This window comes from Mesorhizobium sp. WSM4830, from assembly GCF_055811495.1.
Map to the genome: position 1 here is coordinate 1 of NZ_JBVVQI010000116.1, position 468 is coordinate 468.

Annotated in this window: 1 protein-coding gene; it reads right to left on the reverse strand. The window is 66.0% G+C overall.

All coding sequences use genetic code 11. The annotated features are described in order from the left end of the window. Positions 1-468, reverse strand: a 468-nt coding sequence (locus AC0L2Y_RS34600) for an IS66 family transposase (protein ID WP_473562339.1), incomplete at both ends; no start/stop codon positions are given.

Below are 468 nucleotides of genomic sequence, written 5' to 3' on the forward strand. Positions count from 1 at the left end.
GCTCGATATCGAACAGGGCATCGATGCGCTTCACGGCTTCGACCGCCAGCGGATAGACCAGGTTGGGCTTCTCGCCGTGCGCCTTCTTGCGCGCCGCCGCTTCGACATCGGCCAGCTCAAACACTTTGCGCCGGCTGTGGGCCCAGCAGCTGGCCTCCAGAACAGGGGCCGGCTGACGACCCGTCGCATAGAGATCGCCGTAACCACCAAAGGCATCGGCTTGCAGAATGCCGCTCCAGCCGGCGAGATGCGCCGCGGGATGTTCGCCTCGGCGATCGCGGGAATAGTAGAACACTGCCGCCGGCGGGTCGGCGCCGCCGAACGGTCGGTCATCGCGCACATAGGTCCATAATCGGCCAGTATCGGTCTTGCCCTTGGCCAGGACCGGCACCGTCGTGTCGTCGCCGTGCAGACGTGAAGCGGCCAGCACATGGGCTTCGAGCCGCTTGAACAGCGGCATCAGCGCCG